The 25,337-nt window shown below is 41.9% G+C and carries 33 protein-coding genes and 3 rRNA genes; 1 reads left to right on the top strand and 35 read right to left on the bottom strand.

Going from position 1 to position 25,337, the window contains the following annotated elements; genetic code table 11:
* Nucleotides 1–30: 30 nt before the first annotated feature.
* The 3 genes from CZ490_RS17740 to metG all read right to left on the bottom strand — a co-directional run bounded on the left by CZ490_RS17740 (nt 31) and on the right by metG (nt 4,269).
* Nucleotides 31–1,227 carry a ubiquitin-like domain-containing protein gene (locus tag CZ490_RS17740; RefSeq protein ID WP_077620144.1) on the bottom strand — a complete coding sequence of 399 codons (1,197 nt, stop codon included), beginning with the start codon at nt 1,225–1,227 and terminating at the stop codon, nt 31–33.
* Nucleotides 1,228–1,451: 224 nt separating this feature from the next.
* Nucleotides 1,452–2,219, bottom strand: coding sequence for a TatD family hydrolase (locus tag CZ490_RS17735; RefSeq protein WP_077620143.1), 768 nt, complete (start codon nt 2,217–2,219; stop codon nt 1,452–1,454).
* A 100-nt stretch (nt 2,220–2,319) separates the two neighbouring features.
* Nucleotides 2,320–4,269, bottom strand: coding sequence for a methionine--tRNA ligase (gene metG, locus CZ490_RS17730; RefSeq protein WP_077620142.1), 1,950 nt, complete (start codon nt 4,267–4,269; stop codon nt 2,320–2,322).
* Between the two features lie 498 nt (nt 4,270–4,767).
* Between metG and CZ490_RS17725 the strand changes: the two genes are divergently transcribed.
* Complete coding sequence (locus CZ490_RS17725; RefSeq protein ID WP_077620141.1) at nt 4,768–5,052, top strand: AbrB/MazE/SpoVT family DNA-binding domain-containing protein; 285 nt, start codon at nt 4,768–4,770, stop codon at nt 5,050–5,052.
* A 36-nt stretch (nt 5,053–5,088) separates the two neighbouring features.
* On the opposite strand, the gene rsmI is transcribed toward CZ490_RS17725, so the two are convergent.
* The 32 genes from rsmI to dnaX all read right to left on the bottom strand — a co-directional run bounded on the left by rsmI (nt 5,089) and on the right by dnaX (nt 25,199).
* Entirely contained in the window at nt 5,089–5,967 is an 879-nt protein-coding gene (gene rsmI, locus CZ490_RS17720) for a 16S rRNA (cytidine(1402)-2'-O)-methyltransferase (RefSeq protein WP_077620140.1), read from the bottom strand.
* Entirely contained in the window at nt 5,933–6,232 is a 300-nt protein-coding gene (locus CZ490_RS17715) for a GIY-YIG nuclease family protein (protein WP_077620139.1), read from the bottom strand. Before CZ490_RS17715 ends, rsmI begins: the two co-directional genes overlap by 35 nt.
* Nucleotides 6,219–6,962 carry a tRNA1(Val) (adenine(37)-N6)-methyltransferase gene (locus tag CZ490_RS17710; RefSeq protein ID WP_077621107.1) on the bottom strand — a complete coding sequence of 248 codons (744 nt, stop codon included), beginning with the start codon at nt 6,960–6,962 and terminating at the stop codon, nt 6,219–6,221. The genes CZ490_RS17715 and CZ490_RS17710 overlap by 14 nt, the downstream gene beginning before the upstream one ends.
* 88 nt (nt 6,963–7,050) lie before the next feature.
* Nucleotides 7,051–7,401, bottom strand: a complete 351-nt coding sequence (gene yabA / locus CZ490_RS17705; RefSeq protein ID WP_077620138.1) for a DNA replication initiation control protein YabA — start codon at nt 7,399–7,401, stop codon at nt 7,051–7,053.
* Between the two features lie 13 nt (nt 7,402–7,414).
* Nucleotides 7,415–8,242 (bottom strand): competence/sporulation regulator complex protein RicT, encoded by an 828-nt coding sequence (gene ricT / locus CZ490_RS17700; protein WP_077620137.1) that lies wholly within the window; start codon nt 8,240–8,242, stop codon nt 7,415–7,417.
* Complete coding sequence (holB, locus tag CZ490_RS17695; RefSeq protein WP_077620136.1) at nt 8,235–9,239, bottom strand: DNA polymerase III subunit delta'; 1,005 nt, start codon at nt 9,237–9,239, stop codon at nt 8,235–8,237. Before holB ends, ricT begins: the two co-directional genes overlap by 8 nt.
* A 22-nt stretch (nt 9,240–9,261) precedes the next feature.
* Nucleotides 9,262–9,702 (bottom strand): YaaR family protein, encoded by a 441-nt coding sequence (locus CZ490_RS17690; protein WP_077620135.1) that lies wholly within the window; start codon nt 9,700–9,702, stop codon nt 9,262–9,264.
* A gap of 19 nt (nt 9,703–9,721) precedes the next feature.
* Complete coding sequence (locus tag CZ490_RS17685; RefSeq protein ID WP_077620134.1) at nt 9,722–10,051, bottom strand: cyclic-di-AMP receptor; 330 nt, start codon at nt 10,049–10,051, stop codon at nt 9,722–9,724.
* Between the two features lie 163 nt (nt 10,052–10,214).
* Nucleotides 10,215–10,847: a dTMP kinase gene (tmk, locus tag CZ490_RS17680; protein ID WP_077620133.1), complete on the bottom strand. Its 633-nt coding sequence runs from the start codon at nt 10,845–10,847 to the stop codon at nt 10,215–10,217.
* A 15-nt stretch (nt 10,848–10,862) separates the two neighbouring features.
* A complete protein-coding gene (locus CZ490_RS17675; RefSeq protein WP_077621106.1) occupies nt 10,863–12,299 on the bottom strand; it encodes an aminotransferase class I/II-fold pyridoxal phosphate-dependent enzyme in 1,437 nt (478 codons plus the stop codon).
* Nucleotides 12,300–12,444: 145 nt separating this feature from the next.
* Nucleotides 12,445–12,663, bottom strand: a complete 219-nt coding sequence (locus CZ490_RS17670; RefSeq protein ID WP_159440012.1) for a sigma factor G inhibitor Gin — start codon at nt 12,661–12,663, stop codon at nt 12,445–12,447.
* A 322-nt stretch (nt 12,664–12,985) separates the two neighbouring features.
* On the bottom strand, nt 12,986–13,117 hold the full coding sequence (locus CZ490_RS23015; RefSeq protein WP_268762159.1) for a hypothetical protein: 132 nt from the start codon (nt 13,115–13,117) through the stop codon (nt 12,986–12,988).
* 139 nt (nt 13,118–13,256) lie between these two features.
* Nucleotides 13,257–13,388, bottom strand: a complete 132-nt coding sequence (locus CZ490_RS23010; protein ID WP_268762158.1) for a hypothetical protein — start codon at nt 13,386–13,388, stop codon at nt 13,257–13,259.
* Nucleotides 13,389–13,527: 139 nt separating this feature from the next.
* Nucleotides 13,528–13,659: a hypothetical protein gene (locus tag CZ490_RS23005; RefSeq protein ID WP_268762158.1), complete on the bottom strand. Its 132-nt coding sequence runs from the start codon at nt 13,657–13,659 to the stop codon at nt 13,528–13,530.
* Nucleotides 13,660–13,798: 139 nt separating this feature from the next.
* Nucleotides 13,799–13,930 (bottom strand): hypothetical protein, encoded by a 132-nt coding sequence (locus CZ490_RS23000; protein WP_268762158.1) that lies wholly within the window; start codon nt 13,928–13,930, stop codon nt 13,799–13,801.
* A gap of 139 nt (nt 13,931–14,069) precedes the next feature.
* On the bottom strand, nt 14,070–14,201 hold the full coding sequence (locus CZ490_RS22995; protein WP_268762158.1) for a hypothetical protein: 132 nt from the start codon (nt 14,199–14,201) through the stop codon (nt 14,070–14,072).
* Between the two features lie 139 nt (nt 14,202–14,340).
* Entirely contained in the window at nt 14,341–14,472 is a 132-nt protein-coding gene (locus CZ490_RS22990) for a hypothetical protein (protein ID WP_268762158.1), read from the bottom strand.
* A gap of 139 nt (nt 14,473–14,611) precedes the next feature.
* On the bottom strand, nt 14,612–14,743 hold the full coding sequence (locus tag CZ490_RS22985) for a hypothetical protein (RefSeq protein WP_268762158.1): 132 nt from the start codon (nt 14,741–14,743) through the stop codon (nt 14,612–14,614).
* A 139-nt stretch (nt 14,744–14,882) separates the two neighbouring features.
* On the bottom strand, nt 14,883–15,014 hold the full coding sequence (locus CZ490_RS22980) for a hypothetical protein (protein ID WP_268762158.1): 132 nt from the start codon (nt 15,012–15,014) through the stop codon (nt 14,883–14,885).
* 139 nt (nt 15,015–15,153) lie between these two features.
* Nucleotides 15,154–15,285 carry a hypothetical protein gene (locus CZ490_RS22975; protein WP_268762158.1) on the bottom strand — a complete coding sequence of 44 codons (132 nt, stop codon included), beginning with the start codon at nt 15,283–15,285 and terminating at the stop codon, nt 15,154–15,156.
* Between the two features lie 139 nt (nt 15,286–15,424).
* On the bottom strand, nt 15,425–15,556 hold the full coding sequence (locus CZ490_RS22970; RefSeq protein ID WP_268762158.1) for a hypothetical protein: 132 nt from the start codon (nt 15,554–15,556) through the stop codon (nt 15,425–15,427).
* Between the two features lie 139 nt (nt 15,557–15,695).
* On the bottom strand, nt 15,696–15,827 hold the full coding sequence (locus CZ490_RS22965) for a hypothetical protein (RefSeq protein WP_268762158.1): 132 nt from the start codon (nt 15,825–15,827) through the stop codon (nt 15,696–15,698).
* A gap of 139 nt (nt 15,828–15,966) precedes the next feature.
* Nucleotides 15,967–16,098, bottom strand: coding sequence for a hypothetical protein (locus tag CZ490_RS22960; RefSeq protein ID WP_268762158.1), 132 nt, complete (start codon nt 16,096–16,098; stop codon nt 15,967–15,969).
* Nucleotides 16,099–16,237: 139 nt separating this feature from the next.
* Nucleotides 16,238–16,369 (bottom strand): hypothetical protein, encoded by a 132-nt coding sequence (locus CZ490_RS22955; RefSeq protein WP_268762158.1) that lies wholly within the window; start codon nt 16,367–16,369, stop codon nt 16,238–16,240.
* A gap of 162 nt (nt 16,370–16,531) precedes the next feature.
* Nucleotides 16,532–16,647, bottom strand: a 5S ribosomal RNA gene (gene rrf / locus CZ490_RS17665).
* A gap of 181 nt (nt 16,648–16,828) precedes the next feature.
* Nucleotides 16,829–19,759 (bottom strand): 23S ribosomal RNA (locus CZ490_RS17660).
* 273 nt (nt 19,760–20,032) lie between these two features.
* Nucleotides 20,033–21,584 (bottom strand): 16S ribosomal RNA (locus CZ490_RS17655).
* The 16S, 23S and 5S rRNA genes sit together here, the layout of an rRNA operon.
* Nucleotides 21,585–21,899: 315 nt before the next feature.
* Entirely contained in the window at nt 21,900–22,166 is a 267-nt protein-coding gene (locus tag CZ490_RS17650; protein ID WP_077616973.1) for a pro-sigmaK processing inhibitor BofA family protein, read from the bottom strand.
* A gap of 140 nt (nt 22,167–22,306) precedes the next feature.
* Complete coding sequence (locus CZ490_RS17645; protein WP_077616974.1) at nt 22,307–22,522, bottom strand: YaaL family protein; 216 nt, start codon at nt 22,520–22,522, stop codon at nt 22,307–22,309.
* Between the two features lie 10 nt (nt 22,523–22,532).
* Nucleotides 22,533–23,129 (bottom strand): recombination mediator RecR, encoded by a 597-nt coding sequence (gene recR / locus CZ490_RS17640; RefSeq protein WP_077616975.1) that lies wholly within the window; start codon nt 23,127–23,129, stop codon nt 22,533–22,535.
* 27 nt (nt 23,130–23,156) lie between these two features.
* On the bottom strand, nt 23,157–23,477 hold the full coding sequence (locus CZ490_RS17635; protein WP_010285585.1) for a YbaB/EbfC family nucleoid-associated protein: 321 nt from the start codon (nt 23,475–23,477) through the stop codon (nt 23,157–23,159).
* Nucleotides 23,478–23,507: 30 nt separating this feature from the next.
* On the bottom strand, nt 23,508–25,199 hold the full coding sequence (gene dnaX / locus CZ490_RS17630) for a DNA polymerase III subunit gamma/tau (protein ID WP_077616976.1): 1,692 nt from the start codon (nt 25,197–25,199) through the stop codon (nt 23,508–23,510).
* Nucleotides 25,200–25,337 lie beyond the last annotated feature (138 nt).

Here is a 25,337-nt window from a genome sequence, read left to right as displayed (position 1 = left end):
AGGAATAAATCCTCTGTGGTTATACAGTAGTTAATTTAAAATTTGGATTTTGACCTTTCGTTGGCCCCAACGATAGGCTTGAGATTTCTCTGAGAAAAAGACATCGATTTTGTGACCTTTAATATTCGTGCCTTTATCCGCAGCAACTGCATATCCATAGCCTTCCACATACACTTTTGTGCCTAGTGGTATTATACTAGGATCTACTGCAATAACCTTCGCATTCGGATTTGCACGAAGATTAATTCCAGTCGCAGTAATACCTGAACACCCGCTACAATAGGCAGTATAAGCCGTAGAAGAAACATAGAATTCCTTTGCTACATTACCTGTACCACGGGAAACCTGTTGAACAATTTCACGAGTACCCACTGCTACAACTTTGTCTTTACTATCTTTAAGGGTTTCTGTTTTAATAAGGTCTCTTGAGACTTCTTTTCCATTCTCAAGAACGACTTCATAGTGCTTTGCAAGTTTACCTTCTTGCCCAGAAGTTACAACTTTTTCTTTACCTTTATCAATACTGTTGTCTTTTTTCTTCACAACTGCAAAGGCAATTGATTCTTCCACTACATCGGTGACTTTTTCTACTCGTACAACATTGACAACACTATCTGCTGTAATCTGTTCTTCCATCCCTGGTTCTACGCGATCCAATTCATTTAGTGTAACATTTTGACCTTTTAAAAAGTCAGCGACAGTAGTCGAAGTGGACCAAATTTGCTTTTCGTTACCGCCGTCATTTAAAGTAAGCTGAAATGCTTTTTCAACTTCAACTTTCATATCTTTTTTTAACTCTGTATCTAAATTAGGACTGACCTTATCGTGCTCTGAAACTTCTACCTTCTCTTCTTTGAAAAGATCTTCCACGGTATTAACTGTTGTCCAGACCTCTTTCGGCTGGTTATCTACTACAAGTTCAACAGGAATGGCCTCTAACCATGTCACTTTCATATTGTCTTTGATTACCGTATCTATTGACGGTGAAAGCTCATCATGTTTTGAAACATCAATCTTTAAATCTTGTAGTACTTCAGCAACCGTGTTTGCGTGCGTCCTTATAACTTGCTCATTACCATTTAATGATAGTGTAACTGTATCCTTCGTGGTTTCATATGTAGCATATCCAGTACCCGCTGCTACTAAGACTATAAAACTACTTATCAAGACTATAAATCTCTTTTTGTGTTTTGACTCGGAAAACAGTTTTTTCATGTTTTTAAGCAAATGAAAAACGCCTCCTTCTCTCAGTGGATTATATAAAGTATATTATATTCTGTCAACCCCACCCCTTCTCAGCTCTCCGTTGTAGAATATTATGCAAGAAGAATATTTAAAAAGAAAGAATTAGTTGTCGACAAAGATATATATGAGAGAATGGAGACATGTAGAACTTTTTCTATTTAACTTATTGTTGGACAAGCTACCTCATTTTTTGACAAAAATTGCTATCACTTTATGCCGAAAAATCGCCTCGCATTGTCGGATGTTTTTTGAGCAATTTCCTCAAAAGAGACTCCTTTTAGCTCCGCAATTTGCTCTGCTACATATTTCACATAACTTGGCTCGTTTCGTTTTCCTCTAAATGGATGTGGCGTTAAATAAGGGCAATCTGTTTCGATTAAGAGACGGTCTAGTGGAATTTCTGCTGCCACTTCTTTTGGTTTTTTAGCGTTTTTAAAGGTCACTGGACCACCAAATGAGATGTAAAAGTTCATATCCATGCATTGTCTTGCAACTTCTACACTACCTGTAAAGCAGTGCATAATTCCACCGACTTCACTTGCATTCTCTTCTTGAAGAATTTCAACAATATCAGCTGTAGCCTCACGATTGTGGATAATGATTGGTAGCTTTACTTTCTTTGCTAAAGCGATTTGCTTACGAAAGACTTTCTTTTGAATATCCTTTGGAGACTTGTCCCAATAGTAATCAAGCCCCATCTCTCCTAGTGCTACTACCTTAGGGTGTGCACAGAGTTCCTCAATCCATTTGAGATCTTCATCAGTCATGTCTATTGCATCAACCGGGTGCCAACCCACTGTTGCATAGATAAACTCATAGCGTTCTGCCAATTCAATAGCTCTTGTAATCGTCTCTCTGTCAAAACCTACAACAACTATGGTTGTTACACCCTCACTTTGCGCTCTTCCAATTACTTCTTCTAAATCATCTTGATACTGAATTGCGTTTAAATGTGCATGTGTATCGATTAACATGTAAAATACTCCTTAATTTATAATCTAATATGTAAAAAGGACAGAATATATCTGTCCTTCCTTCTTCATGTCTAGTTCCTGGTACCATACGCTCTTTTTGTTACTTTACTTTCGCTCCATTTGGTAGGCTTTGATCAATTGTTGCGACTGCGAGTTTTCCATCTACAGATCCCGCTAATATCATACCTTGGGATAGCTCACCACGCAGTTTTACTGGTTTCAGGTTTGTTACACAAATAACCTTCCTACCCACTAGTTCTTCAGGAGTGTAATATTGGGCAATACCAGAAACAACCTGGCGTTTCTCGTCACCTAAGTCCAATTGAAGCTTTAATAGTTTGTCGGCCTTTTTCACCGGTTCTACCTGAAGAACCTCTGCAACACGAAGTTCAACCTTCATAAAGTCATCGATCGTAATTTCATCTGCTTCTTCTACTTCTTGGACAGGCTCTTCTTTTTTCACACTACCTTGCATCTTTTGTTTAATATATTCCACTTCATCGGCAATTTCTAAACGTGGGAAAATAGGTTCGCCTTTTGTAACTTGTATGCCTTCTTGTTTCAATCCAAACTCAGCTAGACTTTCCCAGGTTTTTAATCCCTCATCTTTAATTCCGAGTTGTGTAAAAATCTCTCCTGGTGTTTTGATTAAGAATGGTTCAAGCATAATTGCTGAGAATCGAAGTGATTCTGCTAAGTGACTCATAATAGAGCCTAACTCATCCTTTCTAGCTTCATCTTTTGCAACAACCCAAGGCTGAGTTTCATCAATATATTTGTTAGTACGGCTAATAAATTGCCATAACGCTGTAAGAGCGACGGAAAATTCCATTTTCTCCATTGCTACTTCGTATCTTGATACCGTTTCTTCAGCAAAAGTAGCTAGTTGAGTATCAAATTCGGAGTGATTACCTTGATACACTGGAATTGCACCATCAAAATATCTTCCAATCATTGCAACAGTCCGGTTCAACAGGTTCCCTAAGTCATTTGCCAAATCAAAATTGATTCTCTCAACAAACCCTTCAGGTGTAAAGACACCATCAGCTCCAAAAGGAACTTCACGTAATAGATAATAGCGTAGAGAATCAAGACCGTAACGGTCAATTAAAGTAACTGGGTCAACGACATTCCCTTTGGATTTCGACATTTTCCCATCCTTCATTAATAACCAACCGTGGGCAAATACCTTTTTCGGTAATGGGAGATCCAACGCCATTAGCATAATTGGCCAATAGATTGTGTGGAAACGAACGATTTCCTTTCCTACTAAATGTACATCTGCAGGCCAATATTTTCGATACTTTGAATCATCATCAGTACCGTAACCTAATGCAGTAATATAGTTCGATAACGCATCAATCCATACATAAATGACGTGCTTTGGATCGCCAGGAACTTTTATTCCCCAGTCAAAAGTTGTTCTCGAAACAGCTAAATCCTCAAGGCCAGGCTTAATAAAGTTATTAACCATTTCATTTTTTCTAGATTCCGGTTGGATAAATTCCGGGTTTTCTTCGTAATACTGAAGTAAGCGGTCTACATACTTGCTCATTTTAAAGAAATAAGATTCTTCTTTAACCTTTTCTACAGAACGACCACAGTCTGGACAATTTCCATCTACTAATTGTCTTTCTGTGAAGAAGGATTCGCAAGGTGTACAATACCAACCCTCATATTTATCTAGGTAAATATCTCCTTGTTTCACCAATTGGTCAAAAATCTTTTCGACAACCTTTTTATGGCGATCTTCTGTAGTACGAATGAAATCATCATAGGAAATCTCAAGTTTGCTCCATAATTCTTGGATACCTGACACAATCTCGTCAACATAAGCTTGTGGTGTAACACCTTTTTCCGTAGCCGAACGCTGTATTTTTTGACCGTGCTCATCGGTTCCTGTTAAAAACATTACATCATATCCACGTAGTCTTTTATATCTAGCCATAGCATCTGCTGCTACAGTTGTATATGCGTGTCCTATATGTAATTTCCCACTTGGATAATAAATGGGTGTGGTTAAATAAAATGTTTTATTTTCTTGCGCCATTGTTAAACCTCCTCTTAAGAATTCGCTAGAGTAAGACATTACTTTTCATCTATTCCTATTATATCTTCAAAATATACCTAAAGCACGAGAAAAGCGCAAGCATCCCAGGATGAGACAAATTACATATACTGCATCGTATCTTTATTAAAGTACGAGCAATTTAGAATAGAAACCTTACGAACCGTCAAATAGATATGACTAAATTCGACAAATTTCTACAAAACTCTACTAATCCTTATCGATTTGGTTTTCCAGTTTATCCTCTATTATGGTACAGATTTTTTCCCAAAAAATGTAGATTCATATACTATGTATCCCTTTAGAACCCCTCTGTTATACGACATTCAGTCCCATTATTATACATATTTTATAAGAATTGTAGTTAAAAATGATTGACGGTAAATGGAAATCTTGATATTATTATCTAGAAATCAATTTGTCGAAAATTGACGATATAGAGAGATAAATATAAGATTAACCGAGAGGAGAAAAAATGATATGAAATCTACAGGTATTGTTCGTAAAGTTGATGAATTAGGTCGTGTTGTTATTCCTATCGAGCTTCGTCGTACATTAGATATCGCTGAAAAAGATGCTTTAGAAATTTATGTTGACGATGACAAAATTATCTTAAAGAAATACAAGCCAAATATGACTTGCCAAGTGACTGGTGAAATTTCTGATGACAATTTCACTCTTGCTAACGGTAAGATTGTACTTAGCCGTGAAGGTGCAGAACAAATTCTTAAAGAGCTTCAAGATAATATTGCAGTTGTAAAATAATAAGAAAAAAAGCTTCCGTTGCGAAGCTTTTTTTATTTAGGATAAACCGTGATACTGTTGGTAAATCTCCCTCTTTTGTTGCCCACGATCCTTGGCTACTTGTTTAATTGCTTCTTTTGTTGGCAGTGCTTGAGATTTAACATAATGTAGTACATGTTGCTCCACTGTTAAGTCTTCCCACCATGCTTCTACATTCGCAGTTTCTACTTGTTTAGCTCCCTCAACAACTAGGCAAAATTCACCACGTACTGTGTCTACATCCGTCCATGCAATAATCTCATCCAAGTCCCCGCGAATAAATTCTTCAAATTTCTTTGTTAACTCTCGTGAAATAACTATTTGTCGATTCCCTAAAATCTCTCTCATGATTTTTAACGTTTCTTTTAATCGGTGAGGAGCTTCATAAAAAAGCATCGTAGCTTGAATATTTATAAGACTTTCTAACTGTTTTCTTTTCTCTTTCTTATTGCGGTCTAAAAAACCGTAAAAATAAAAAGGCTGTGTACCCAATCCAGATGCAATCAGTGACGTTAATGCTGCATTTGCTCCTGGGAGCGGAACAACATACAAATTTTCCCGAACTGCCTCTACAACTAACTCATAACCTGGGTCAGAAATTGTCGGCATTCCTGCATCGCTAACAAGCGCCACATCTTTACCCTCACGTAGTAAAGTAAGGATCTTCTCCCCACTAACTTTTTTATTATGTTCATGGTAACTAATAATCGGAGTTTCGATTTCATAGTAATGACAGAGCTTTTTTGTTTGTCTTGTATCTTCTGCTGCGATAAAAGAAGATTCCTTTAACATCTTAATCGCCCGAAATGTCATATCCTCTAAATTTCCAATGGGAGTTGGAACAAGATATAACGTTCCATACTCATAACTTGGTTGAAAGCTTTTTTGCTGCCACATACCGCTCCTCACTTTCCATTGCAAGCAACCTTTCCTTCTCAGGTCGCGTAAGTTGTTTAAATCTATATTCTGCACGCATTGCTTCTTCCTTCGTTTCAAATCCTTGAGCAAATACTAATTTTATTGGGCCTCTTCCTCTTGTATATTTTGCCCCTTTTCCTTCATTATGTTTTTTCAGACGTTCCTCAACATCTTTCGTATAACCTGCATAAAAGGTACCATCCTTACACTCCACAACATAAAAAAAGTGCTTATTCGTCCCCATAGAGTATCTTCCTTATTTCCTTTGTGTACTCTTTGTTCTCATCATATACATATAAGGGTGGTAAAACTTTTAAATCTGCATTTCCATCTTTCATTCCTTCGACCAAAATAGTATTGGCCTCTTTCCCCATTCTTGGATGAACAAATTGTAATCGCTTTGGCTCAACTCGGTATTTTCTCATTAAGGTGAGAATATCCATGAGTCGGCCGGGGCGATGAACAAATGCAACCTTTCCTCCTTGCCTTACCAACTGACTACTGACTCGTATACAATCCTCTAATGTACAATAAATTTCATGTCGAGCTATTGCAAGATGTTCATTTTTATTAACTTCATCTGCTTTTGGTGTTGGAAAATATGGTGGATTACATGTTACAACATCGTATTTTCCGTGCCCTAATTTTCTAGGCATATCCTTAAGATCCCCGTGGATTAACGATAGTTGATTTGACAGTTCATTATAGTCAATACTTCTTCTTGCCATGTCAAAAATACGTTCTTGTATTTCAACACCGGTTATCTCTGCTTTAGATCTTCTACTTAATAACAACGGAATTACACCATTGCCTGTACATAAATCGATAATCTTTCCCTTTTGTATCGGTACGTATACAAATCTCGCTAATAGTACCGTATCCAATGAAAATGCGAAAACCGACGGGGATTGGATAATTCTTAAATTCTCTGCCAGCAAATGATCTAGTCTTTCATCATCTAGTAATTGAACCATCACAAAGTATTCCTTCCTATGATTATCTTTTCATTTCATTATAATCTTTCCCCATAAAATGAAAAAGGCCTCCCCATTTGGAAAGGACCTATTTCTTATTTAAAAAGGAGAGACAGAATAAGCAGTCGCCTTCAGATCGGATACTTCCATAATGTACATTACAAATATGGAAGCCTTCCTGATAAAGTCTTGCTAAGTTATCATATCCTTCACCAATATCAACTTGTCTAATTTCTTGAGCTTTATCAGCCTTTTCTTCTTTTTTCTTTGAAATGGATTGATCCAGTCGACGACGTAAAAGGTCGTTCTCCACTTTCAAATTATGATTCTCTTCAAGTAATTGCCCTAGATGTCCTTTTAATTCTCCTAGTTGTTTATACAGATTCCCAATTTGAGTTTCCATACTACTAACAGATTCAAAAATATCCTTTTTGTCCACCCATTCCACCTCATTATTCTGTGGCTTGAATCGAAATCGCTCCTTCTTTCAGTAGTTCCTCCCACGTGTACTCAACCACGCGTTCATGGCCAACTAATTCTAACTGAAGTACTCGCTCTAAAATATTAAGCCCAACAACTTTACCAGCACCACTCGTAGTCTCAATTACATCACCCAAGTCTGGAAGTTGTTCCTTTGCACTTTCATATTCATCATTCTCATATTTTAAACAACACATTAATCGACCGCATAAACCCGATATTTTAGTAGGGTTTAATGAGAGATTCTGATCCTTTGCCATTTTAATGGAAACCGGTTCAAAATCGCCTAGGAAGGTCGAGCAACAAAGCATTCTTCCACACGGCCCTATTCCACCAAGCATCTTAGCTTCATCACGTACACCAATTTGTCTTAATTCAATCCTCGTACGGAAAATGGCCGCTAGATCCTTAACTAACTCACGAAAATCAACACGTCCATCTGCAGTAAAATAGAAAATTACTTTATTTCTATCAAATGTATATTCTACATCAACAAGCTTCATATCAAGACTATGTTCTACTACCTTCTCCTGACAAACATCATACGCCTCTTTTGCAGCCTGCTTATTTTCTTCTACAATTAATTTATCCTTTGAATCCGCTATACGGATGACCTTCTTCAGGGGCAGGACGATGTCATTTTCATCAACCTGTTTTTTATTTATTACAACTTTGCCAAACTCTATACCTCTAACAGTTTCGACAATGACATATTCGCCATCAGGTATTGTAAAGCCGTTCGGGTCAAAGTAATAGATTTTACCCGCTTTTTTAAAGCGTACACCAACTACATCATACAAGCTTAAATCCCTCCTGTAACTTTATTACCAATTGCTCCATTAATAAATGTGGGTTCATGTTGGTGTATAGACGACGTTTCGCCTCTAATACCGCTGCTATTTGATCACTCACACGTCTAGTAGATGTCTGGAGTGCATGTTGTTTAAAACTAGCAATCTGGTCATGAAAAATTAGTTTTTCTTCATTACCAAGTTGGATATATAATAAGTCTTTATAAATCAGTAATAATATATCTAAACCAAAACTTAACTGTTCTTTCTCTTTAAAATGAGGCAACCATTGATCCTGCACAAAAAAGAAAGCATGCGTTGGCCTTGTAACCATTACTTCATATAATTGTATCACTATTGAACGGGACTGTCCAAACCAAGCATCCTCACTTAATTCGCGTGCCTCTTCAATATTATTAGTAGTATGCGAAACAAGTGAAGCAATAGTTGAAGAGATTCCCTCGGCTACTAGCTGATCATGAATCACTTTTGGAGCAAGTGGCCGAAATGTTAGAACCTGGCAACGAGATAGAATTGTGTTCAACATTCGATGAATTTGTTCGGTAAGCAAAATCGCCACTGTCTGACTTGACGGCTCTTCCAGGAATTTTAACAAACTATTAGCTGCATTTGATGTCATTTTATCAGCATGATTAATCAAATAAACTTTACGATTCGATTCGACTCCTGTTTTTGAGAACTCCTCTTGCAATGCTTGTATCTGCCACTTTTTTATTGACAAGCCATCTGGCTCGATAATATGAACATCAGGATGGTTTCCTGATGATATTCTTCGGCAGTTCGTACACTCATTACACGGTTTATGACCATTGGGATGCTGACAGAATAGACTTTTAGCCAAAAGAAAGCCTACTTCCTTCTTACCAGTCCCTCGGCTTCCTTCAAATAAGTAAGCATGGGCGACCCTGTCCTTCTTGAGACTATTTTCAACCGTCTTTATTACGAGTGGTTGATATTCCTGAAGTTGTTCCCATGTTTTTTCCACGATACATCACTCTTTCAAAAAATCACGTATACAAATTGATTAATAAACCTTTTATTAAACCAACCTTACCGAGAATATCAATTGATCCTTGTTCTTGGTTAACCATTTCTTGTGTGAGATCCAGTAATTCCTTATCAATCTCTTCAACAAGTTTATGCGTTCTCCCTTGCCCATTAAAGTTCCAGCTATGGGACTGTTTAACATCCATCCCGTACTCTACTGCCTCATGAATAAAGCGTTTTACAAGGGATTTATAAGAAGCTAAATCCTGAAAAGTTTGAGAGCGAGAGAGACGTTCTCCCGCCATATCTATTTGGGACAGTAGTTTAGTCAATTGCTCCATTTGAAGCTTACTTCCTTCTTGATGGACAATTTTGCTAAATGTAGAATTCCCCGGTACCTTATTGGACTGGTTGGGATGATTCTTATCTATGTTCACACGAAAATCTTGGTTTATTTTCATGAATCAAAACACCTTTTACTTAGAATTGATGGAACTCATCAATCGGTAATACAAACACTGTAGCTCCTCCTACTTCAACCTTCACTGGGAATGGGACAAAAGAATCTGCGTTTCCACCCATTGGTGAAACAGGTGCAATCATTTGCTCACGATGCTTGCAATTATCTTTGATAATGTCTAATAATTTATTTACACGGATGTCCTCCGTCCCGACAAGGAACGTAGTATTACCTGATTTTAGAAAACCACCTGTTGTAGCAAGTTTTGTAGCTCGGAAATTATGCTCGACTAATGCTTGTGACAATCGGTTGCTATCCTTATCCTGTACGACTGCAACGACTAGCTTCATCATTTTACCTCCCTTTATTCTATCACTTTTATGTGTTCCTTCATATTACGAAATTTGGTAACTATGTGTGTGTGTCTATAGTTGTCTTTATTCTATAACAAGTATAGCCACAACGAAAAGAAAAACCTCAGAAATCATCAGACTTTTGAGGCAATTTGTTTAATTATCCCTTATTCAAGTGTTTTTCAATAACTGAAAGTGCTTCTTTCGTTACTGTTTCGATTGATAGTTCCGCATTTATGGTATGGAAGCGCTCCTTAAATCGGTCCGCTACCTTTAAGTAACCCTCATAAACCTTTTGATGAAAAGAAAGATTTTCAAGATCTAGACGATTCACTTCTCTTTGACTATTTTTCCCTATTCTTGTTAGACCCTTTTCTGGCTGAATGTCGAAGAATAGAGTCAATGATGGCATTAATCCATTAATGGCAAATTCATTTATCGAAAGAACCTCATCAATTCCAAGTTCTCGTGCATATCCCTGATAAGCTAAAGAGCTATCAACAAACCGGTCACATAATACAACTTTTCCTTCTTCTAAAGCTGGTATAACTTTCTCAACCAAATGTTGACGTCGTGAAGCAGCATATAAGAGAGCTTCGGTTCGGCCATCCATTTTCGTATTATTTTTATCCAATATAACGGAACGAATCTGTTCGGCAATCTCAATTCCGCCTGGTTCTCTTGTTGAGATAACATCATATCCTTTTTTTGAAAGCTCAGCGTGAAGGATACTTAAAATGGTTGTTTTGCCTGCACCCTCAGGACCTTCAAATGTTATAAAATAACCTTTCACTTCTATTCAAGCCCCTTACTTATATAAAATCTTTATATATTTTTTTCTCATATCTCCACCTTGAATATGCGCACCTGTATTTATATAGGTGTTAAGTATTTCAATATGTCGTTCGGTTACCTGTTCTCCTTCCATAAGAACAGGAATTCCAGGTGGATACGGAATAATCATTTCTCCGGAAATGTTTCCAACCGCCTCTCGGAAGGAAACAACCTTTTTATTGTACCCTTTAATTTCATTATAGCAAAGAGCGAGGGGTGTAATTGTATCAACTTCCTCATTATGTAAATCTAAAAAGCTCCTCAATAAAGGCTTGTATTCCCATAAACCTTGTTTAATTTTTTCAATTACTCCATCGCCATCAAAAGCATCAGTTAATGGCAAAACAAAAAGGATATTGTTTGGATCTGCCATCTCTGTATATATGCCTTGTTCTTCAAAAACCGTTTGAAGTTGGTACCCATTCAACTCGCAGCGAGATAGAATGGTAACTTTTAATACGTCCGTTTGAACCTCTTGATTCGTTGATTTCACAACTTTAATTTGTGGTATCTTATCTAACTGTTGAATAAATCCCTTAATCTTTTCAAGAATTTTATTTGGACCATTCTTTGCAATAGATGCAAGATAATGCCTTGCAAGATCAAGTGAAGCCATTATTGGATAGGACGGGCTACTCGACTGTAAAACCTGGAGATAATACTCAACCTCTTCAGGCTTTACAAAATAACTATTAAGATGTAAAAAAGAACCCATTGTCATAGCTGGGAGTGTCTTATGTGCTGATTGAACGACCATATCAGCACCTAATGTTATAGCTGATGAAGGAAACCCTTCTAACATAAAGTGTGCCCCATGTGCTTCATCAATTAGAACCACTGCACCATGTTCATGTGCGTACGTAATAATTTTAGATAGTTCCATTTTATTCATCATTCCATGATAGTTAGGACTTGTTAAAATAACAGCCTTTATGTTCTGATAGGTATCAAATGCTCTCCTAATCGTTTTAAATGAAACGAAGGAAGCTACCTGCACATCCTGGTCATAGGTAGGATGAACAAAAACAGGCTGGACGCCAGCCATCCGTACACCATTTAAAATAGATTTATGTGAATTGCGTTGTACAATTACAGTATCATTGGCTGAACAAGCTGCCAGAATCATTGACAAATTTCCTACGGTTGAACCATTCACTAGAAAATAACTCTTTTCCACTCCGTATAAATCAGCTAATAAAGCTTGGGCTTCTAAAATAGCCCCTTCTGGATGATGCAAATCATCCAATCCACTTAATTCAGTTGCATCTATTTCTAATAACTTATGAAAATAGGGATATCCCTTACTTGAAAAAACTTGTCCATATTTATGCCCAGGTACATGCATTGATAGTGGTCTCATCTTTGCATGTTTATCCAAAGCATCAAATAATGGTGTGTGCGTTTGCTCCATAATCAACTTTACCTTTCCCATACCCTTTTCCTTATTATAAAACAAAAAAAGGGACCTATACCACTAGGTCCGGTAATAAGCACTTAGAATTGTACCTAACGCGAAGACAATACTAAGCTACAATATTAACTACAATACAGCAAAACTATGAATATATCTCTGGTGTAGATACCTTCTTTAATCGTTCTAAGTAAAATTGATACTTTGGGTCATTTGTTTCCGTACGAATGATATCCTGCTCACAATCTAAACAAATGAATCTTGTATAAAGGTGTATGCCTCTCTTTTTCTCTTGCTCACATATAATACACGTTTCCCCATATTGGTTTCTATTTGCGAGTGAACTCACTGCCTCCACCTCCATACCATCATTTTGTCCGGATTCACTAAAATGTATACACAATTATAAAGATAATGAAATATTTTAATTTAGTTTATTTAGTAATCTATGATGACAATAAGCTAGTTTGTGTATGTCTTAGTATAAAATATTGTTGAAATTATTGTGCTTGAGTATCTAACGCTTCCTATTTTCTTCCATGTGCAGACCCGAATAATCGGTTTGCTGGTCCGGTTTGCTGGTCCGGTATTTCTTATATTCCCGAGTGCTCATGCTTTAGTTACTCCAGAACCTTCAGATTTTCTCACAAAAAAAAGACCAACCCTAAGGTTGATCTTTTCAGTGCCTAGCGACGTCCTACTCTCACAGGGACAAAGTCCCAACTACCATCGGCGCCGAAGCTTAACTTCCGTGTTCGGTCGGCGGCTTCCGATGAGCGGCAGATTTCTGCGTCAGCTGCACTCCCTCCAATCCTCATGTACGTTGTACATTCCGGTTGTCGCTCACTTGCTTCCTTGAACTCTTTGCTCCTCGAAACCCACCGTATTTTGATTTCTTTCTACCTTCGGTTTTCCTGAATATAAAAAGACCAACCCTAAGGTTGATCTTTTACTTGCCTAGCGACGTCCTACTCTCACAGGGGCAATGCCCCAACTACCATCGGCGCCGAAGCTTAACTTCCGTGTTCGGTCGGCGGCTTCCGATGAGCGGCAGATTTCTGCGTCAGCTGCACTCCCTCCAATCCTCATGTACGTTGTACATTCCGGTTGTCGCTCACTTGCTTCCTTGAACTCTTTGCTCCTCGAAACCCACCGTATTTTGATTTCTTTCTACCTTCGGTTTTCCTGAATATAAAAAGACCAACCCTAAGGTTGATCTTTTACTTGCCTAGCGACGTCCTACTCTCACAGGGGCAATGCCCCAACTACCATCGGCGCCGAAGCTTAACTTCCGTGTTCGGTCGGCGGCTTCCGATGAGCGGCAGATTTCTGCGTCAGCTGCACTCCCTCCAATCCTCATGTACGTTGTACATTCCGGTTGTCGCTCACTTGCTTCCTTGAACTCTTTGCTCCTCGAAACCCACCGTATTTTGATTTCTTTCTACCTTCGGTTTTCCTGAATATAAAAAGACCAACCCTAAGGTTGATCTTTTACTTGCCTAGCGACGTCCTACTCTCACAGGGGCAATGCCCCAACTACCATCGGCGCCGAAGCTTAACTTCCGTGTTCGGTCGGCGGCTTCCGATGAGCGGCAGATTTCTGCGTCAGCTGCACTCCCTCCAATCCTCATGTACGTTGTACATTCCGGTTGTCGCTCACTTGCTTCCTTGAACTCTTTGCTCCTCGAAACCCACCGTATTTTGATTTCTTTCTACCTTCGGTTTTCCTGAATATAAAAAGACCAACCCTAAGGTTGATCTTTTACTTGCCTAGCGACGTCCTACTCTCACAGGGGCAATGCCCCAACTACCATCGGCGCCGAAGCTTAACTTCCGTGTTCGGTCGGCGGCTTCCGATGAGCGGCAGATTTCTGCGTCAGCTGCACTCCCTCCAATCCTCATGTACGTTGTACATTCCGGTTGTCGCTCACTTGCTTCCTTGAACTCTTTGCTCCTCGAAACCCACCGTATTTTGATTTCTTTCTACCTTCGGTTTTCCTGAATATAAAAAGACCAACCCTAAGGTTGATCTTTTACTTGCCTAGCGACGTCCTACTCTCACAGGGGCAATGCCCCAACTACCATCGGCGCCGAAGCTTAACTTCCGTGTTCGGTCGGCGGCTTCCGATGAGCGGCAGATTTCTGCGTCAGCTGCACTCCCTCCAATCCTCATGTACGTTGTACATTCCGGTTGTCGCTCACTTGCTTCCTTGAACTCTTTGCTCCTCGAAACCCACCGTATTTTGATTTCTTTCTACCTTCGGTTTTCCTGAATATAAAAAGACCAACCCTAAGGTTGATCTTTTACTTGCCTAGCGACGTCCTACTCTCACAGGGGCAATGCCCCAACTACCATCGGCGCCGAAGCTTAACTTCCGTGTTCGGTCGGCGGCTTCCGATGAGCGGCAGATTTCTGCGTCAGCTGCACTCCCTCCAATCCTCATGTACGTTGTACATTCCGGTTGTCGCTCACTTGCTTCCTTGAACTCTTTGCTCCTCGAAACCCACCGTATTTTGATTTCTTTCTACCTTCGGTTTTCCTGAATATAAAAAGACCAACCCTAAGGTTGATCTTTTACTTGCCTAGCGACGTCCTACTCTCACAGGGGCAATGCCCCAACTACCATCGGCGCCGAAGCTTAACTTCCGTGTTCGGTCGGCGGCTTCCGATGAGCGGCAGATTTCTGCGTCAGCTGCACTCCCTCCAATCCTCATGTACGTTGTACATTCCGGTTGTCGCTCACTTGCTTCCTTGAACTCTTTGCTCCTCGAAACCCACCGTATTTTGATTTCTTTCTACCTTCGGTTTTCCTGAATATAAAAAGACCAACCCTAAGGTTGATCTTTTACTTGCCTAGCGACGTCCTACTCTCACAGGGGCAATGCCCCAACTACCATCGGCGCCGAAGCTTAACTTCCGTGTTCGGTCGGCGGCTTCCGATGAGCGGCAGATTTCTGCGTCAGCTGCACTCCCTCCAATCCTCATGTACGTTGTACATTCCGGTTGTCGCTCACTTGCTTCCTTGAACTCTTTGCTCCTCGAAACCCACCGTATTTTGATTTCTTTCTACCTTCGGTTTTCCTGAATATAAAAAGACCAACCCTAAGGTTGATCTTTTACTTGCCTAGCGACGTCCTACTCTCACAGGGGCAATGCCCCAACTACCATCGGCGCCGAAGCTTAACTTCCGTGTTCGGTCGGCGGCTTCCGATGAGCGGCAGATTTCTGCGTCAGCTGCACTCCCTCCAATCCTCATGTACGTTGTACATTCCGGTTGTCGCTCACTTGCTTCCTTGAACTCTTTGCTCCTCGAAACCCACCGTATTTTGATTTCTTTCTACCTTCGGTTTTCCTGAATATAAAAAGACCAACCCTAAGGTTGATCTTTTACTTGCCTAGCGACGTCCTACTCTCACAGGGGCAATGCCCCAACTACCATCGGCGCCGAAGCTTAACTTCCGTGTTCGGTCGGCGGCTTCCGATGAGCGGCAGATTTCTGCGTCAGCTGCACTCCCTCCAATCCTCATGTACGTTGTACATTCCGGTTGTCGCTCACTTGCTTCCTTGAACTCTTTGCTCCTCGAAACCCACCGTATTTTGATTTCTTTCTACCTTCGGTTTTCCTGAATATAAAAAGACCAACCCTAAGGTTGATCTTTTACTTGCCTAGCGACGTCCTACTCTCACAGGGGCAATGCCCCAACTACCATCGGCGCCGAAGCTTAACTTCCGTGTTCGGTCGGCGGCTTCCGATGAGCGGCAGATTTCTGCGTCAGCTGCACTCCCTCCAATCCTCATGTACGTTGTACATTCCGGTTGTCGCTCACTTGCTTCCTTGAACTCTTTGCTCCTCGAAACCCACCGTATTTTGATTTCTTTCTACCTTCGGTTTTCCTGAATATAAAAAGACCAACCCTAAGGTTGATCTTTTCCGTGCCTAGCGACGTCCTACTCTCACAGGGGCAATGCCCCAACTACCATCGGCGCCGAAGCTTAACTTCCGTGTTCGGTCGGCGGCTTCCGATGAGCGGCAGATTTCTGCGTCAGCTGCACTCCCTCCAATCCTCATGTACGTTGTACATTCCGGTTGTCGCTCACTTGCTTCCTTGAACTCTTTGCTCCTCGAAACCCACCGTATTTTCAATTCTTTCTAAACCTATTTTAATGATTTCTAAAACCTTCGGTTTTTCGAAACAAAAAAAAGACCAACCCTAAGGTTGATCTTTTCAGTGCCTAGCGACGTCCTACTCTCACAGGGGCAATGCCCCAACTACCATCGGCGCTGAGAAGCTTAACTTCCGTGTTCGGTATGGGAACGGGTGTGACCTTCTCGCCATCGTCACTAGACTATTATGAAGGATTCATTCCTTCAAAACTAGATAACGTACGCACATTCATGAAGTCATTTGTCTAGCTCCGGCTCCTAGCCTCTCGAGGTCGCTTCACTTCTTCTGTCAAAGTCTATCGACTTTTCGGTCAGAAGTTCCAGCGCTTGTCGAGGCAGTACAGTCGCCTACGCTTTTCTTTTTTGGTTAAGTCCTCGATCGATTAGTATCAGTCAGCTGCACATGTCACCATGCTTCCACCTCTGACCTATCAACCTCGTCATCTTCGAGGGATCTTACTAGTTTAACACTATGGGAAATCTCATCTTGAGGGGGGCTTCATGCTTAGATGCTTTCAGCACTTATCCCTTCCACACATAGCTACCCAGCTATGCCCTTGGCAGGACAACTGGTACACCAGCGGTGTGTCCATCCCGGTCCTCTCGTACTAAGGACAGCTCCTCTCAAATTTCCTACGCCCACGACGGATAGGGACCGAACTGTCTCACGACGTTCTGAACCCAGCTCGCGTACCGCTTTAATGGGCGAACAGCCCAACCCTTGGGACCGACTACAGCCCCAGGATGCGATGAGCCGACATCGAGGTGCCAAACCTCCCCGTCGATGTGGACTCTTGGGGGAGATAAGCCTGTTATCCCCGGGGTAGCTTTTATCCGTTGAGCGATGGCCCTTCCATGCGGAACCACCGGATCACTAAGCCCGACTTTCGTCCCTGCTCGACTTGTAGGTCTCGCAGTCAAGCTCCCTTGTGCCTTTACACTCTACGAATGATTTCCAACCATTCTGAGGGAACCTTTGGGCGCCTCCGTTACTTTTTAGGAGGCGACCGCCCCAGTCAAACTGCCCACCTGACACTGTCTCCAAGGCCGATAAGGCCTTCGGGTTAGAATTTCAATACAGCCAGGGTAGTATCCCACCAATGCCTCCACCGAAGCTGGCGCTCCGGCTTCCAAGGCTCCTACCTATCCTGTACAAGCTGTACCAAAATTCAATATCAGGCTGCAGTAAAGCTCCACGGGGTCTTTCCGTCCTGTCGCGGGTAACCTGCATCTTCACAGGTACTATAATTTCACCGAGTCTCTCGTTGAGACAGTGCCCAGATCGTTACACCTTTCGTGCGGGTCAGAACTTACCTGACAAGGAATTTCGCTACCTTAGGACCGTTATAGTTACGGCCGCCGTTTACTGGGGCTTCGATTCAGAGCTTCGCTTGCGCTAACCCCTCCTCTTAACCTTCCAGCACCGGGCAGGTGTCAGCCCCTATACTTCGCCTTGCGGCTTCGCAGAGACCTGTGTTTTTGCTAAACAGTCGCCTGGGCCTATTCACTGCGGCTTTTCAGGGCTATTCACCCTAAAAAGCACCCCTTCTCCCGAAGTTACGGGGTCATTTTGCCGAGTTCCTTAACGAGAGTTCTCTCGATCACCTTAGGATTCTCTCCTCGCCTACCTGTGTCGGTTTGCGGTACGGGCACCATTTACCTCGCTAGAAGCTTTTCTTGGCAGTGTGGAATCAGGAACTTCGGTACTATATTTCCCTCGCCATCACAGCTCAACCTTATGGTAAGCGGATTTGCCTACTTACCAGTCTAACTGCTTGGACGCGCATATCCAACAGCGCGCTTACCCTATCCTCCTGCGTCCCTCCATTGCTCAAACGGTAAAGAGGTGGTACAGGAATATCAACCTGTTGTCCATCGCCTACGCTTTTCAGCCTCGGCTTAGGTCCCGACTAACCCTGAGCGGACGAGCCTTCCTCAGGAAACCTTAGGCATTCGGTGGAGGGGATTCTCACCCCTCTTTCGCTACTCATACCGGCATTCTCACTTCTAAGCGCTCCACCAGTCCTTACGGTCTGACTTCGCTGCACTTAGAACGCTCTCCTACCATTGTTCGTAAGAACAATCCACAGCTTCGGTGATACGTTTAGCCCCGGTACATTTTCGGCGCAGAGTCACTCGACCAGTGAGCTATTACGCACTCTTTAAATGGTGGCTGCTTCTAAGCCAACATCCTGGTTGTCTAAGCAACTCCACATCCTTTTCCACTTAACGTATACTTTGGGACCTTAGCTGGTGGTCTGGGCTGTTTCCCTCTTGACTACGGATCTTATCACTCGCAGTCTGACTCCCGAGAATCAAGTCTTTGGCATTCGGAGTTTGACTGAATTCGGTAACCCGATGAGGGCCCCTAGTCCAATCAGTGCTCTACCTCCAAGACTCTAACTCGAGGCTAGCCCTAAAGCTATTTCGGAGAGAACCAGCTATCTCCAGGTTCGATTGGAATTTCTCCGCTACCCACACCTCATCCCCGCACTTTTCAACGTGCGTGGGTTCGGGCCTCCATTCAGTGTTACCTGAACTTCACCCTGGACATGGGTAGATCACCTGGTTTCGGGTCTACGACCACGTACTATTTCGCCCTATTCAGACTCGCTTTCGCTGCGGCTCCGTCTCTTCAACTTAACCTTGCACGGGATCGTAACTCGCCGGTTCATTCTACAAAAGGCACGCCATCACACATAAATGTGCTTTGACTACTTGTAGGCACACGGTTTCAGGTTCTCTTTCACTCCCCTTCCGGGGTGCTTTTCACCTTTCCCTCACGGTACTGGTTCACTATCGGTCACTAGGGAGTATTTAGCCTTGGGAGATGGTCCTCCCAGCTTCCGACGGGATTTCACGTGTCCCGCCGTACTCAGGATCCACTCAAGAGAGAACGAAGTTTCGACTACAGGGTTGTTACCTTCTCTGACGGACCTTTCCAGGTCGCTTCGTCTACTCCGTTCCTTTGTAACTCCGTATAGAGTGTCCTACAACCCCAAGAGGCAAGCCTCTTGGTTTGGGCTATCTTCCGTTTCGCTCGCCGCTACTCAGGAAATCGCGTTTGCTTTCTCTTCCTCCGGGTACTAAGATGTTTCAGTTCCCCGGGTCTACCTTCTCTTACCCTATGTATTCAGGTAAGGATACTGCCCCATTACGAGCAGTGGGTTTCCCCATTCGGAAATCTTCGGATCAATGCTTACTTACAGCTCCCCGAAGCATATCGGTGTTAGTACCGTCCTTCATCGGCTCCTAGTGCCAAGGCATCCACCGTGCGCCCTTATTAACTTAACCTGTTCGGCTTCGATAAGCGGCGGATTTCTTCGTCACCTCATTCGTCAGCATCCTCACGTACCTTAAGTACGCTCCGGTGCTTCCTCACTCGGTTCCTCGAACTCCTTGCTTCTCGTGCGCCTAAAGTTGTTAAAAGAACTTTTACTACTTCAATGAATGTTTTGTTACGTTATCTAGTTTTCAAGGAACGACTTTGAGAGAAAAAGCACTCTCAAAACTGACCACAATACAAAGCGTCTTTTTATGAAGTTCGTAGAACTTCAGTTTCCTTAGAAAGGAGGTGATCCAGCCGCACCTTCCGATACGGCTACCTTGTTACGACTTCACCCCAATCATCTGTCCCACCTTAGGCGGCTGGCTCCTTGCGGTTACCCCACCGACTTCGGGTGTTACAAACTCTCGTGGTGTGACGGGCGGTGTGTACAAGGCCCGGGAACGTATTCACCGCGGCATGCTGATCCGCGATTACTAGCGATTCCGGCTTCATGCAGGCGAGTTGCAGCCTGCAATCCGAACTGAGAATGGTTTTATGGGATTCGCTTAACCTCGCGGTTTCGCTGCCCTTTGTACCATCCATTGTAGCACGTGTGTAGCCCAGGTCATAAGGGGCATGATGATTTGACGTCATCCCCACCTTCCTCCGGTTTGTCACCGGCAGTCACCTTAGAGTGCCCAACTAAATGCTGGCAACTAAGATCAAGGGTTGCGCTCGTTGCGGGACTTAACCCAACATCTCACGACACGAGCTGACGACAACCATGCACCACCTGTCACTTATGTCCCCGAAGGGAAAGCCCTATCTCTAGGGATGGCATAAGGATGTCAAGACCTGGTAAGGTTCTTCGCGTTGCTTCGAATTAAACCACATGCTCCACCGCTTGTGCGGGCCCCCGTCAATTCCTTTGAGTTTCAGTCTTGCGACCGTACTCCCCAGGCGGAGTGCTTAATGCGTTTGCTGCAGCACTAAAGGGCGGAAACCCTCTAACACTTAGCACTCATCGTTTACGGCGTGGACTACCAGGGTATCTAATCCTGTTCGCTCCCCACGCTTTCGCGCCTCAGCGTCAGTTACAGACCAGAGAGCCGCCTTCGCCACTGGTGTTCCTCCACATCTCTACGCATTTCACCGCTACACGTGGAATTCCGCTCTCCTCTTCTGCACTCAAGTCCCCCAGTTTCCAATGACCCTCCACGGTTGAGCCGTGGGCTTTCACATCAGACTTAAAGGACCGCCTGCGCGCGCTTTACGCCCAATAATTCCGGATAACGCTTGCCACCTACGTATTACCGCGGCTGCTGGCACGTAGTTAGCCGTGGCTTTCTGGTTAGGTACCGTCAAGGTACCGCCCTATTCGAACGATACTTGTTCTTCCCTAACAACAGAGCTTTACGACCCGAAGGCCTTCTTCGCTCACGCGGCGTTGCTCCGTCAGACTTTCGTCCATTGCGGAAGATTCCCTACTGCTGCCTCCCGTAGGAGTCTGGGCCGTGTCTCAGTCCCAGTGTGGCCGATCACCCTCTCAGGTCGGCTACGCATCGTCGCCTTGGTGAGCCGTTACCTCACCAACTAGCTAATGCGCCGCGGGTCCATCTGTAAGTGGTAGCTAAAAGCCACCTTTTAATTGAAGACCATGTGGTCTTCGATGTTATCCGGTATTAGCTCCGGTTTCCCGAAGTTATCCCAGTCTTACAGGCAGGTTACCCACGTGTTACTCACCCGTCCGCCGCTAACTTTTGGGAGCAAGCTCCCAAAAGTTCGCTCGACTTGCATGTATTAGGCACGCCGCCAGCGTTCATCCTGAGCCAGGATCAAACTCTCCAATAAGAGTATTGATTGCTCAATAATTTGTTACCAAAATTAAAACGTTGACGCTTGTATTGTGTTCAGTTTTCAAAGAACTTTTTTAACCGCCTCTCAGAAGCGACTTTATTAATATAACATCCTCACAAAAATAAGTCAACACTATTTTATAAGTTTTTTTCTTATTAAAAGGTATTCCCTGTGAGAAATATAAATATACACCTGTGTTAATTAAAAGTCAATAAATTATAGTAATAAAGTTTTTCAATCCACCTACTGTATTCTTTCTCACTAGATCTAAGCCATAATAAAAAAACAAATGAGAGCCCATTTGTTTTTTTAATTTACTATAAATAAGTCTATTATTACGAGTGCTGCTAAACCTGGAAGTCCTAGTAAACCAGACACAGCTGATGTGACTAAATTTATTGGTACATGTAAATTAAAGGATTGTCCAAATGCATTTAGAAAAAACAAAAACAATGCGCCGATTAGGATTTTGACAAATACTTGCCCTACTAAACGAATTGGCCTAAGAGGAGCTCCTATTAGAAGCACAAGTACGATCAATCCTCCAAGTATCGCTATAACTAACTTCGGTTCCAATCAGACTCACTCCTTCTCACAACTTGTACTACTATTCTATGTGAGTGAAGAGTTTTAAGAACCTCTTGTCCATTTTTATTCTATAATAAATGCTTTTTTATAAAAAACTATCCGAGGATAGGTACTTCCCCAGATAGGATTTATTTTAAAAATACCTTTCGCCTTTTTGCCTCTCTTAATAAAAAGAAGTATTTGGTTTCAGCTACTTTAAGTTCATTTATTATTTCATCGGAAGGATCCACACTTTTTTCAATCAAACTCTTTTGTCTCATCCATTCCTGTTTTGCAATCTCTAACTGACTAAAGAGCTCTTGATTAAATTCTCTACGGAGTTTTTCCTTCTTTTTAAAAAGCATAAAAAACCTCCTATAATTCCCGACGTCCTTCTAGCGCCTTTGATAAGGTTACTTCATCTGCGTATTCCAGATCTCCACCCACAGGTAAACCATGAGCGATTCGCGTAATTTTAATTCCTGTTGGTTTCAACAACCGGGAAATATACATTGCTGTAGCTTCCCCTTCAATGTTGGGGTTAGTCGCTAAAATAATTTCCTGGACAGTGTCATCCTGAAGCCTCTTTAGCAATTCCGGAATTTTTATATCTTCTGGCCCAATGCCATCCATAGGAGAGATTGCTCCATGGAGAACGTGATACAACCCGTTGTATTCCTTCATCTTTTCCATCGCGATAACATCTTTGGGATCTTGGAGTACACAAATAATCGTTTTATCACGACGCTCATCTTCACATATATAACAAGGGTCTCTATCTGTTATATGCCCACAATTAGAGCAATATGTAAGATTTCGCTTGGCATTAACAAGTGCCTTTGCAAAATCGAGGACAATATCCTCTTTCATACTTAATACAAAAAAAGCCAGTCGTACAGCCGTTTTCGGGCCGATACCTGGCAATTTCATAAAGCTATCAATCAGCTTAGATATTGGTTCAGGATAATGCATATCTATCTAAGTCCTTTCAACCGACAATTAGAACGGTAGGTTCATTCCTTTTGTGAATTGACCCATTGTTTCATTTGTTAGGTCTTCGATTTTCTTAAGAGCATCATTCGTTGCAGCTAAGACAAGATCTTGTAGCATTTCGATATCTTCTGGATCTACCACTTCTTCTTTAATAATAACGTCAATAATTTCTTTTTGGCCATTTGCTTTTACAGTAACCATGCCACCACCAGCAGTACCTTCTACTACCTTTTCAGCAAGCTCTTCCTGTGCTTTTGCCATATCCTTTTGCATTTTCTGCATTTGTTTCATCATTTTTTGCATATTTCCCATTCCGCCACCACGCATCATGTTCATTTCCTCCTTAGATTTACTCTATTATGATTCTTTTATTTCTATGAGCTCGGCACCTACGATTTTCATTGCTTCCGCAATAAGAGGGTCCTCTGTTTCTTCAGGCCCTTGATCATCATCGGTTCGTTGCCCACGGATAAACTCTTCTCTAATTTTACCCCATTCATCATCGGGTACACCAATCATTTCTAACTTTTTCCCGGTTAATGTAAAAAGGATATTTTCTAGATTTTCTTTTACTTCTGCGTTTTCTGATGCCATTTTACAATGAATTTCATACTTAAATTTCAACACAAAGGCTACCGAAGAAGCCGCAACTGGTTCACTTTCAATTAAAAGAGCAGCATGAGATACTTTGTTTTGACTCCGCAGCTGTTCGAGCATATCGCCCCATTTTCCTTTTAATAAATCAAGGTTTTGCCTTGTTGCGGTCTTTAAAACCTCATTAATTCTACCTACAGGAGTCCTATAGCCAGCTCTTGCTGACTTTTGTGGACGCTTTTCTGCTGGTTTTGAATCTTGTGATTGAGTCGTAATTCCCTTTTCTTTAATTGATGCAAGTTCAGACTCTAACATATTTATTTTGTTCATTAAGCCCTCAAGCTGGGGAAGTGAATCAGGACTCTGATGTGGGTCCATTTGGCTTAACTTCACAATAGCAACCTCTAGGAATATACGCGGATGGTTCGTCCACTTCATTTCTTGCTGGGCTTGATTTAATACATCAATGGTTTCATAAATTTCTTGGTTCTGAATACTCTTCGCTAATTCCGTAAAGTCCTCATCAACTAAAACCCGCTCCAAAACCTCTTCTAACTGAGGGGCCGTTTGATATAAAAGCATATCTCGATAATAAAAGATTAAATCTTCAATAAAGCGCATCGGATCTTTTCCGTGGTCCATCATTTCATCTAACGTCTTTAAGGCTGTTCGGACATCACGGTCTCGAACTGCTCGAACGACATTCGTTAAAAAGGTTTGAGACACAGCACCTGTAATCATGAGTACATCGTCAATATTTACCTCATCATCGCTAAAAGAGATTGCCTGGTCTAGTAAACTTAACGCATCCCTCATTCCACCTTCAGCAGCTCTTGCTATTACATATAGTGCAGGGTCTGCTACAGTTACGTTTTGTTCTGCAATAACAGTTTTCATTCGACCAACAATTGCTTGGGTTGTGATGCGACGAAAGTCAAAACGTTGACATCTTGAAATGATTGTCAAAGGAATTTTATGAGGTTCTGTAGTTGCTAAAATAAATATGACGTGTCTAGGAGGCTCTTCTAATGTTTTTAACAATGCATTAAACGCACCGATGGAAAGCATATGTACTTCATCAATAATATAAACCTTATATCTTACAGCACTTGGCGCGTACTTTACCTTATCTCGAATATCTCTTATTTCATCAACACCGTTGTTTGATGCAGCATCGATTTCAATCACATCAGATATAGATCCGTCTGTAATCCCTCGGCATGCTGCACATTCATTACAAGGTTCAGCAACAGGAGAACGTTCACAGTTAACTGCTTTAGCAAAAATCTTTGCAGCACTTGTTTTACCTGTCCCTCTTGGTCCTGAAAAAAGATAGGCGTGAGAAAATTTTTCTTGAAGAAGGGCATTCTGCAAAGTTTTTGTTATATGTTCTTGTCCCACCACATCTTGAAATGCCTGCGGCCGAAAGACACGGTATAATGCTTGATATGCCATTGATCTTGCCCCTCCTTCTTATCGTCAACTCTTATTATACAGGAAGTGAATATACTGTACAAAGTGATTATAACATTCATTAAAAAATAGGAAAAACTCTAAGTGTACTAGACAATCGATACTAAATGGAAATAGTCA

It is taken from the genome of Litchfieldia sinesaloumensis, from assembly GCF_900156865.1.
In the GTDB taxonomy this organism is placed as follows: Bacteria; Bacillota; Bacilli; order Bacillales; family Bacillaceae_L; genus Ferdinandcohnia; species Ferdinandcohnia sinesaloumensis.
Note: the sequence above shows the minus strand (reverse complement) of the source record. Positions and strands in the feature narration are given on the sequence as shown.

What these genes read in the sequence shown, in the direction of transcription:
- CZ490_RS17735 (WP_077620143.1), bottom strand. Translation starts at nt 2,219, where the DNA reads ATGTTAATCGATACACATGCACATTTAAACGCAATTCAGTATCAAGAT.
- metG (WP_077620142.1), bottom strand. Translation starts at nt 4,269, where the DNA reads ATGGCGCAAGAAAATAAAACATTTTATTTAACCACACCCATTTATTAT.
- CZ490_RS17725 (WP_077620141.1), top strand. Translation starts at nt 4,768, where the DNA reads ATGAAATCTACAGGTATTGTTCGTAAAGTTGATGAATTAGGTCGTGTT.
- rsmI (WP_077620140.1), bottom strand. Translation starts at nt 5,967, where the DNA reads ATGTGGCAGCAAAAAAGCTTTCAACCAAGTTATGAGTATGGAACGTTA.
- CZ490_RS17715 (WP_077620139.1), bottom strand. Translation starts at nt 6,232, where the DNA reads ATGGGGACGAATAAGCACTTTTTTTATGTTGTGGAGTGTAAGGATGGT.
- CZ490_RS17710 (WP_077621107.1), bottom strand. Translation starts at nt 6,962, where the DNA reads ATGGTTCAATTACTAGATGATGAAAGACTAGATCATTTGCTGGCAGAG.
- CZ490_RS17690 (WP_077620135.1), bottom strand. Translation starts at nt 9,702, where the DNA reads ATGAAAATAAACCAAGATTTTCGTGTGAACATAGATAAGAATCATCCC.
- CZ490_RS17685 (WP_077620134.1), bottom strand. Translation starts at nt 10,051, where the DNA reads ATGAAGCTAGTCGTTGCAGTCGTACAGGATAAGGATAGCAACCGATTG.
- CZ490_RS17675 (WP_077621106.1), bottom strand. Translation starts at nt 12,299, where the DNA reads ATGGAGCAAACGCACACACCATTATTTGATGCTTTGGATAAACATGCA.
- CZ490_RS17670 (WP_159440012.1), bottom strand. Translation starts at nt 12,663, where the DNA reads ATGGAGGTGGAGGCAGTGAGTTCACTCGCAAATAGAAACCAATATGGG.
- CZ490_RS23015 (WP_268762159.1), bottom strand. Translation starts at nt 13,117, where the DNA reads ATGAGGATTGGAGGGAGTGCAGCTGACGCAGAAATCTGCCGCTCATCG.
- CZ490_RS23010 (WP_268762158.1), bottom strand. Translation starts at nt 13,388, where the DNA reads ATGAGGATTGGAGGGAGTGCAGCTGACGCAGAAATCTGCCGCTCATCG.
- CZ490_RS23005 (WP_268762158.1), bottom strand. Translation starts at nt 13,659, where the DNA reads ATGAGGATTGGAGGGAGTGCAGCTGACGCAGAAATCTGCCGCTCATCG.
- CZ490_RS23000 (WP_268762158.1), bottom strand. Translation starts at nt 13,930, where the DNA reads ATGAGGATTGGAGGGAGTGCAGCTGACGCAGAAATCTGCCGCTCATCG.
- CZ490_RS22995 (WP_268762158.1), bottom strand. Translation starts at nt 14,201, where the DNA reads ATGAGGATTGGAGGGAGTGCAGCTGACGCAGAAATCTGCCGCTCATCG.
- CZ490_RS22990 (WP_268762158.1), bottom strand. Translation starts at nt 14,472, where the DNA reads ATGAGGATTGGAGGGAGTGCAGCTGACGCAGAAATCTGCCGCTCATCG.
- CZ490_RS22985 (WP_268762158.1), bottom strand. Translation starts at nt 14,743, where the DNA reads ATGAGGATTGGAGGGAGTGCAGCTGACGCAGAAATCTGCCGCTCATCG.
- CZ490_RS22980 (WP_268762158.1), bottom strand. Translation starts at nt 15,014, where the DNA reads ATGAGGATTGGAGGGAGTGCAGCTGACGCAGAAATCTGCCGCTCATCG.
- CZ490_RS22975 (WP_268762158.1), bottom strand. Translation starts at nt 15,285, where the DNA reads ATGAGGATTGGAGGGAGTGCAGCTGACGCAGAAATCTGCCGCTCATCG.
- CZ490_RS22970 (WP_268762158.1), bottom strand. Translation starts at nt 15,556, where the DNA reads ATGAGGATTGGAGGGAGTGCAGCTGACGCAGAAATCTGCCGCTCATCG.
- CZ490_RS22965 (WP_268762158.1), bottom strand. Translation starts at nt 15,827, where the DNA reads ATGAGGATTGGAGGGAGTGCAGCTGACGCAGAAATCTGCCGCTCATCG.
- CZ490_RS22960 (WP_268762158.1), bottom strand. Translation starts at nt 16,098, where the DNA reads ATGAGGATTGGAGGGAGTGCAGCTGACGCAGAAATCTGCCGCTCATCG.
- CZ490_RS22955 (WP_268762158.1), bottom strand. Translation starts at nt 16,369, where the DNA reads ATGAGGATTGGAGGGAGTGCAGCTGACGCAGAAATCTGCCGCTCATCG.
- CZ490_RS17645 (WP_077616974.1), bottom strand. Translation starts at nt 22,522, where the DNA reads ATGCTTTTTAAAAAGAAGGAAAAACTCCGTAGAGAATTTAATCAAGAG.
- recR (WP_077616975.1), bottom strand. Translation starts at nt 23,129, where the DNA reads ATGCATTATCCTGAACCAATATCTAAGCTGATTGATAGCTTTATGAAA.
- CZ490_RS17635 (WP_010285585.1), bottom strand. Translation starts at nt 23,477, where the DNA reads ATGCGTGGTGGCGGAATGGGAAATATGCAAAAAATGATGAAACAAATG.
- dnaX (WP_077616976.1), bottom strand. Translation starts at nt 25,199, where the DNA reads ATGGCATATCAAGCATTATACCGTGTCTTTCGGCCGCAGGCATTTCAA.